The sequence below is a fragment of the Desulfogranum mediterraneum DSM 13871 genome (genome assembly GCF_000429965.1).
Lineage (GTDB): Bacteria > Desulfobacterota > Desulfobulbia > Desulfobulbales > Desulfobulbaceae > Desulfogranum > Desulfogranum mediterraneum.
Window position 1 is genome coordinate 195,991 of the sequence record NZ_AUCW01000013.1, and the last position, 6,470, is coordinate 202,460.

At 60.0% G+C, this 6,470-nt stretch carries 5 protein-coding genes; 1 reads left to right on the top strand and 4 read right to left on the bottom strand.

Going from position 1 to position 6,470, the window contains the following annotated elements:
• Positions 1-31 precede the first annotated feature (31 nt).
• Complete coding sequence (locus tag G494_RS0106465; protein ID WP_028583874.1) at positions 32-1,333, bottom strand: MFS transporter; 1,302 nt, start codon at positions 1,331-1,333, stop codon at positions 32-34.
• A 178-nt stretch (positions 1,334-1,511) separates the two neighbouring features.
• Between G494_RS0106465 and G494_RS0106470 the strand changes: the two genes are divergently transcribed.
• Complete coding sequence (locus G494_RS0106470) at positions 1,512-3,098, top strand: BCCT family transporter (RefSeq protein WP_028583875.1); 1,587 nt, start codon at positions 1,512-1,514, stop codon at positions 3,096-3,098.
• Between the two features lie 76 nt (positions 3,099-3,174).
• Here G494_RS0106470 and G494_RS0106475 read toward each other — a convergent pair whose 3' ends face one another.
• The 3 genes from G494_RS0106475 to G494_RS27145 form a co-directional block, all read right to left on the bottom strand.
• On the bottom strand, positions 3,175-3,897 hold the full coding sequence (locus G494_RS0106475; RefSeq protein ID WP_028583876.1) for a 3'-5' exonuclease: 723 nt from the start codon (positions 3,895-3,897) through the stop codon (positions 3,175-3,177).
• A 50-nt stretch (positions 3,898-3,947) separates the two neighbouring features.
• Positions 3,948-5,831: a DUF294 nucleotidyltransferase-like domain-containing protein gene (locus G494_RS0106480; RefSeq protein WP_028583877.1), complete on the bottom strand. Its 1,884-nt coding sequence runs from the start codon at positions 5,829-5,831 to the stop codon at positions 3,948-3,950.
• Between the two features lie 282 nt (positions 5,832-6,113).
• Positions 6,114-6,470 (bottom strand): caspase family protein (locus tag G494_RS27145; RefSeq protein WP_028583878.1); only part of this gene is annotated, 357 nt, incomplete at its 5' end.

The following is a 6,470-nucleotide window of genomic DNA, read 5'->3' on the forward strand; positions in this document are numbered from 1 at the left end:
TAAGGGGAGGGAGAGCGAGTCGTACCGGAAGCTACCGGCTCGGAGGCTCCTCCAGGCTAGAGAGGGGAAGCTCCCACTGCGCCCCGCGGCTGCCGCTCTTTTCCAGCCAGAGCCAGAGCAGCAACACCGCTCCCAGGATCGCGCCCCCGATCAGGGCTCCCCGGACAGGATCAGAGGCAACAGCGGCGATCACGGTCATCAGCAACAGCACCGCCCCATAGGAGAGCCGGCCTAACAAACTCTGCAGCGAGAGATAGCTGCTGCGCTGGCAGTCGGGAAGACGGGGAGCAAGCAGACCGTAGACCACGGGGGTGCTCATGGCCTTGGGGACCACCCTCAACAGCAAGAGGCCGGCCACCAGCAGTTGGGAAAAGAGGGCCATCAGACCGATCAGGACCACCAGAAAAAGCGCCAGAAAGAACAACAGCGGCCAGGCCCCATACCGCCCGGCAAGACGGGTGATGTAGCGCGTGCTCCAGGCACCGACCAACATGGCGACGGCCAGATGCAGGCCGGTGAAGAGCGAGTCGCTCCGGACCAGACCAATATCGAGGCCTCTCAGGTAAGGCTGATAGAGCTCATAGGGGATATGTACCAGGATGGTCATGAAGACGCTATAGAGCAGCAGGGGGCGCAGTTCCCAGCCAAAAGCCCTCTGGACCAGGAGTCGCAGCTGAAGTGGGAAGCTGGCCGCTTCTCCGCCCCTGCCTGCCCTTGCCGGCTCCTCCATCAAGAACGCACAGGCCAGCGCACAGCAGAGGCTGAAGAGGGTGAACAGGTAGACCAGCTTCAGGGAGAAGATACCGGCAATCCCGCCGATGGTGGCGGAAAGCGCCCCGGCAGAGAGCATCAGCCCAGCGGCTCGGGCCTCCCGCCTGGTATACTCCCCTGCTCTGCCCAGTTCTTTCAAGGCCTCATAATGGAGGGAGGTGTCCGTGCCCGAGAGGGCGGCAAAGCCTGCAGCCATAAAGAGCTGCCCCAGGCTGAAGTGCCAGAAACCGCTACCCTGGAAAAAGAACAGCGAGCCCCAGGCCAGAGCAGAGATCGCCAGGATCAGCACCCACTTGCGGCCATAGCGGTCGGCAAGATAGCCTGAGGGCACCTCAAACAGCGAGACGCTGCAATAGTAGATCGCCTCCAGGACAAATATCTGCGCAACCGTACAGTACCCTTGAAAATAGAGGAAAAACACCGGTGCCCAGAAGTGGCAGTTGAGGAAAAAGACCAGCAGCGGATAGAGGCGAACGGTTCGCTCGGCGCCCTCAATCGCCCCCCTGCCAGCCGACGAACGGTCGCTGCCCCCTGTATCAGTTTTTCTGATAAACCAATTCATGAATTTTGATTTGCGATTTAGCGATGGGCTGTTATGGTTCGTCCCTTTAGCTTTAGCAAAAGACCCCGTATTCACCCCCCTACTCCCAGCAGATCCTCTCCAGATCGTCTTCCGGCTCCCTTGGCTGCAGTCGTGTCATCGAAGCGATGAGGGTACTGCCACAACCAAGGTACCAAAAATGCCAAAAACACGAAAAGTAGATCGATACAGTATCGATAACACGGATTACACCGTGGGCCAGGATAACATCACCAAGTGGGGATTTGATGTCCATAATCCGGTCTTCGGGATCAGCGCCGGCCTGATCGCCCTCTTTCTGATTGCCACCCTGGTCACTGATCCTGCAGTGGCCAAGGCCACCCTGGACGGCTTCAAGTGGAAGATCATCGCCAACTTTGATCAACTGTTCATCTGGACCGGCAACATCATGGTCCTCTTCTGCCTCTCCCTGATCGTCCTGCCCTACGGCAACATCCGCCTGGGCGGCGAAAAGGCCACCCCAGCCTACTCCACCCTCTCCTGGTTTGCCATGCTCTTTGCCGCCGGCATGGGCATCGGCCTGATGTTCTGGGGGGTGGCCGAGCCGGTGGCCTACCTGACCGGTTGGTACAAGACCCCGCTCAATGTGGCGCCCAACACCCCTGAGGCCGCCCGGCTGGCCCTGGGTGCCACCATGTTCCACTGGGGCCTGCACCCTTGGGCCATCTACAGCGTGGTGGCCCTCTCCCTGGCCTTCTTTGCCTTTAACAAGGGACTACCCCTCTCCATCCGCTCGATCTTCTATCCCATCCTGGGCGACCGTGCCTGGGGCTGGGCCGGTCACGTCGTCGATATCCTGGCCGTCCTGGCCACCCTCTTTGGCCTGGCCACCTCCCTGGGCATGGGTGCCCAGCAGGCGGCCAGCGGCATCAACCACGTCTTCGGCCTCGATGGCGGCATCGGCATGCAGTTGGTCGTCATCATCGGGGTGACCGCCCTGGCCGTCACCTCGGTAATCCGCGGCATTGAAGGGGGCGTCAAGATCCTGAGCAATGTCAACATGCTGATAGCCCTGGCCCTGGTACTCTTTGTGACCATGGCAGGCTTTGCCATTGTCATGGGCACCATCCCGGAGACCGTTAGCGCCTATCTGGAGAACATCATCCCCCTGAGCAATCCCATCGGCCGGGAGGATGAGGCCTGGTTCCAGGGCTGGACCGTGTTCTACTGGGCCTGGTGGATCTCCTGGTCCCCCTTTGTCGGCATGTTCATCGCCCGGGTCTCCAAGGGTCGCACCGTGCGTCAGTTCGTCATCGCCGTGCTGCTCATTCCCACCATGGTCACCATCGTCTGGATGTCGGTCTTTGGCGGCATTGCCATCGACCAGGTGATGCATAAGGTGGGCAGCCTTGGTGCCCAGGGGCTGACCGAGGTGCCCCTGGCCATGTTTGAGATGTTTGAGGCCCTGCCCATGGGCACCCTGCTCTCGGTGATCGCCATCCTCCTGGTGCTGGTCTTTTTCATCACCTCCTCGGACTCGGGCTCGCTGGTCATCGACTCCATCACCGCCGGCGGCAAGCTGGATGCACCGGTACCCCAGCGGATCTTCTGGGCCACCATTGAAGGCGCCATCGCCGCCGCCCTGCTCTGGATCGGCGGCACCGAGGCGATCCAGGCCCTGCAGGCCGGAGCCATCTCCACGGCCCTGCCCTTTACGGTGATCCTCTTGCTGATGTGCGTGTCGCTGATCCTAGGTTTCAGGACCGAACCCAGGCCGGTGAGATAGTCCTTGGCAGGAAATAGAGGCAGATAACCTGCAGGCCCCGGCCTGCAGGTTTTTTTTATGCCGTGGAGCCGGCATGTTACAGCCAGAGCTGCCCCAGGGTGGTCTGGCCGGAGAAGTGATGAGCCACCTGGGCCTGGAACAGCTCGGCCGTGGCCAGGGCATCGGTGAGGGCATGGTGGGGCTGGTAAAAGGGCAGGCCGTAACGGCTGCGGCTGGCGGCCAGGCGCACGGACAGGGGCCGACGCCCGCGCAGTCGGTTGGCCAGTCCGCTGGATCGTCTCCGCTGGATGGTGCTCTCAATGGCCATGGTGTCAATCACCGGAAAGGTGATCCCCTCATGGAGGTAGCTCAACAGGGCCTTGTTGAGGAAAAGCCGTTCCATCCGTCGGTAATGGACCACCACCATCCTGCCGGCCAGGGCGGCCAACAACTCTTCCAGGATCTTTCTCAGATCAGGGGCCCGGCGCAAATCAGCGTGGGTGATCCCATGGATCAAGACCGACTCTTCTGCCAGTTCCCCCCTGGGGTTGACCAGCCAGTAGCGGGCACCCCGACAGGAGATGGCGGTCAGGCTAAAGGGGACCAGACCGATGGAGACGATCTCATCCACCCTGGGATCAAGGCCGGTGGTCTCAAAATCCAGGGCCACCAGAGGAACCTGCTCCAGGGGGAGATCCGGATCGACCAGGGCTGCGCCGTAAAAATTGCGTAGTCGCTCATCCCGTGCCTCTGCCAACTCCCTGGCAATACGCCCGGCCCAATCCTCGGGCCCCTCTTGGGTCAACAGACGCTTAAACATCCTGACCAGGTTTCCGCACTGCTCTCTTCATGACCCTCCAGGCCGGCACCTCAACTGAGCCGACCTCCCTGATAACAAAACTTGAGAAAATTCTGGGCATTGCTGACGATCTGAAAGGCGTCCTTGAGATGACGCCGTTCAAAATCCGACAGATTCTCCGGCTCGATATTGTTATCCGCTTCCACCCCCTCCTGGAGATCCAGGGCCTGGTGACGAATCCGGACCATGGAGATGAACTCCATGGCATCGCGCAGATCCGCCCCCCGACCCTGGGGCAGGATGCCGGCATCGATGACCTCCTCAAGCCGCTCAAAGGAGTTCTGGGCACAGGAGCCCACGGCCAGGGCGTGCACCCGGATGATGTCGGCCAGGGGGGCGGTTCCCCTGCGCTTCAGGTTCATCGAACCCCGCTGGCGACCATCCTTTTCCATCACAAAGTCCTTGAAAAAACCCAGGGGCGGCTTGCGGTTGAGGGCGTTACGGGCCAGACAGGCCAGAAAGCGGCCGTTCTCCCGGGCCCGGCGGGCGATAAAACGGTTGAGCTGTTCGGCCCACTTCAGCCGCCCCCAGACCCCGTCGAGATCGAAAAAAATCGAAGAGTGCAGCAGTGCCTGGGGTTGGGGATTATCGAGCCAATCACTAAAGCAGGCCTCCCACTGACGACGGGTCTTGCGCCACTCTTCATTGCTGGCCATGATCTCCCCGCTGCAGTGGGGATAGCCGCAGGCGGCCAGGCCGTCACAGATAAAGGTGGTCAACTCCAGGAAGTATTGGCCATGCTCCTTGGGGTCATAGTCGTTATCCAGGATCAGGGCATTATCCTGATCCGTAACCACGAGCTGCTCATCCCTGGCCATGGAACCCAGGGTAAGAAAACAGTAGGGAACCGGCGGCTCTCCCAAAAACTCCTCGGCCAGCTCGGCCAGACGCTGGATAAAGCTCCTGCCGATCACGGCCATGGCGCTGCCGATCATATGGGAGTTGGCATCCTCGTGGACCAGGCGGACAAAACAGTCTTTGACCTGCTGGGAAAGGCTGATCAACTCGCTCACCGAGGGTTGCTGAAAGATGGAGTTGACCAGGAGCAGACTGTTCTGTGATTCATAGCGAACCAGGTCGCTGATCTCCACCACCCCCAGCGGCACCCCCTTACGCAGCACCGGCAGATGCTGGATATTGCAGCGCAGCATGGTGAGCATGGCCTCGTAGACATAGGCATTGTGATCCAGAGAGACCAACTCGGTGGACATCACCTCCTCGGCAGGCGTCGACCCGGGAAGACCGCAGGCCACCACCCGGGTACAGAGATCCCGGTCAGTGAGGATACCGGCAATCGCCCCCTCTTCCAGGGTTTCTCCCTCACCCCGCGAATCGATGACCAACACCGCAGAGAGGGGCTCCGCACTCATGATCCGGGCCACCTCCTGGATGGAGATGTCGCCGGGCACCAGAAAGGCCTCCCTGGTAAGCAGGGTTGTGACCTTGGAGGTGATCAGATCGCTGACCGCGGAGATGGTGGTCACAGCCTGACGCAGCCGACTGCTCCCCTCAAGCTCGACAAAGTCGGAAAACGACTCATACCTCTCGCAGAATTGGCTGAAGACACGCTCTGGCAGGGAGTAGAGCAGGGTGTCTTTCATGGCCTTGGCCGGGAAACGGATGGTATTGTTCATCAACAGGCCGTACTGGCCAAAGAGATCCCCCTCATCCAAACGGTTGTAGAGGTTGCCGTTGCGCCTGAACACCTCCACGGCCCCACTGCGAATCATATAGAGATGGTGGATGGGATCACCATAGTTGAGGATGATGCTCCCGGCCCGATGATAGGAGATCTCAACCTGCTGCACAGCCTCTTCCAGGGCCTCTTCAGGCAGGCTGTCAAAGGGTGGAAACTGAGAAACAAACCCCACTATTTCAATCAATTCCGCTTCCATAGTCCAACCTTATCTCCTCTCATCCTAGCCATGCCAGACGCAAGCCCGGCCCTCTGTCCAAAAAATAGTATCAGCTCTTGTTCAGCTGGAGGGTACTTTAAAAAATGAGATTTTTCGATCACGATCAAGGCATGGGGAAAATTTCCCCGCAGGCAGGCAACTGATATTCCGAGGACAATTTTTTTTTACCATAACGCAGAGATTGGAAGAACAAACAATTTTTCAAGGGAGCCTGGAATTCTTCAGATGCAAAGACAACTCCCGGCTCAAACTGACTTTCCATCACCTGGCAGTCAGCGCAAAATCAGGGACCGAGTCCGGGATGATGGTGGTGGGCTTCTGCCGGCCGCCGGTGAGCTGCTTGACCCGCCGGGTCACATAGAGATCGATCTCCTTGACCGTCACCACCCGGTCCTGATCGTAATCCGCCTGCAAGCGACCGCTGGCGGCACCAAAGCCCTCCAGCAGGGCCTTGGTAAAGGCACCATGGCCCCATTCGGGACGTTCCAGGGAAAAGGAGGAACCGGTGGCCGCGGTCATGATCACCTGGCCGGAGCCGGCGGCCAGCAGCTCCTTGATGGCTGCGGTGATCGAGTGGTCGCCACGGCGGCCACCACCCATGATCGCCCCGGAGTGGCA

What these genes read in the sequence shown, in the direction of transcription:
- G494_RS0106470 (WP_028583875.1), top strand. Translation starts at nt 1,512, where the DNA reads ATGCCAAAAACACGAAAAGTAGATCGATACAGTATCGATAACACGGAT.
- G494_RS0106465 (WP_028583874.1), bottom strand. Translation starts at nt 1,333, where the DNA reads ATGAATTGGTTTATCAGAAAAACTGATACAGGGGGCAGCGACCGTTCG.
- G494_RS0106475 (WP_028583876.1), bottom strand. Translation starts at nt 3,897, where the DNA reads ATGTTTAAGCGTCTGTTGACCCAAGAGGGGCCCGAGGATTGGGCCGGG.
- G494_RS0106480 (WP_028583877.1), bottom strand. Translation starts at nt 5,831, where the DNA reads ATGGAAGCGGAATTGATTGAAATAGTGGGGTTTGTTTCTCAGTTTCCA.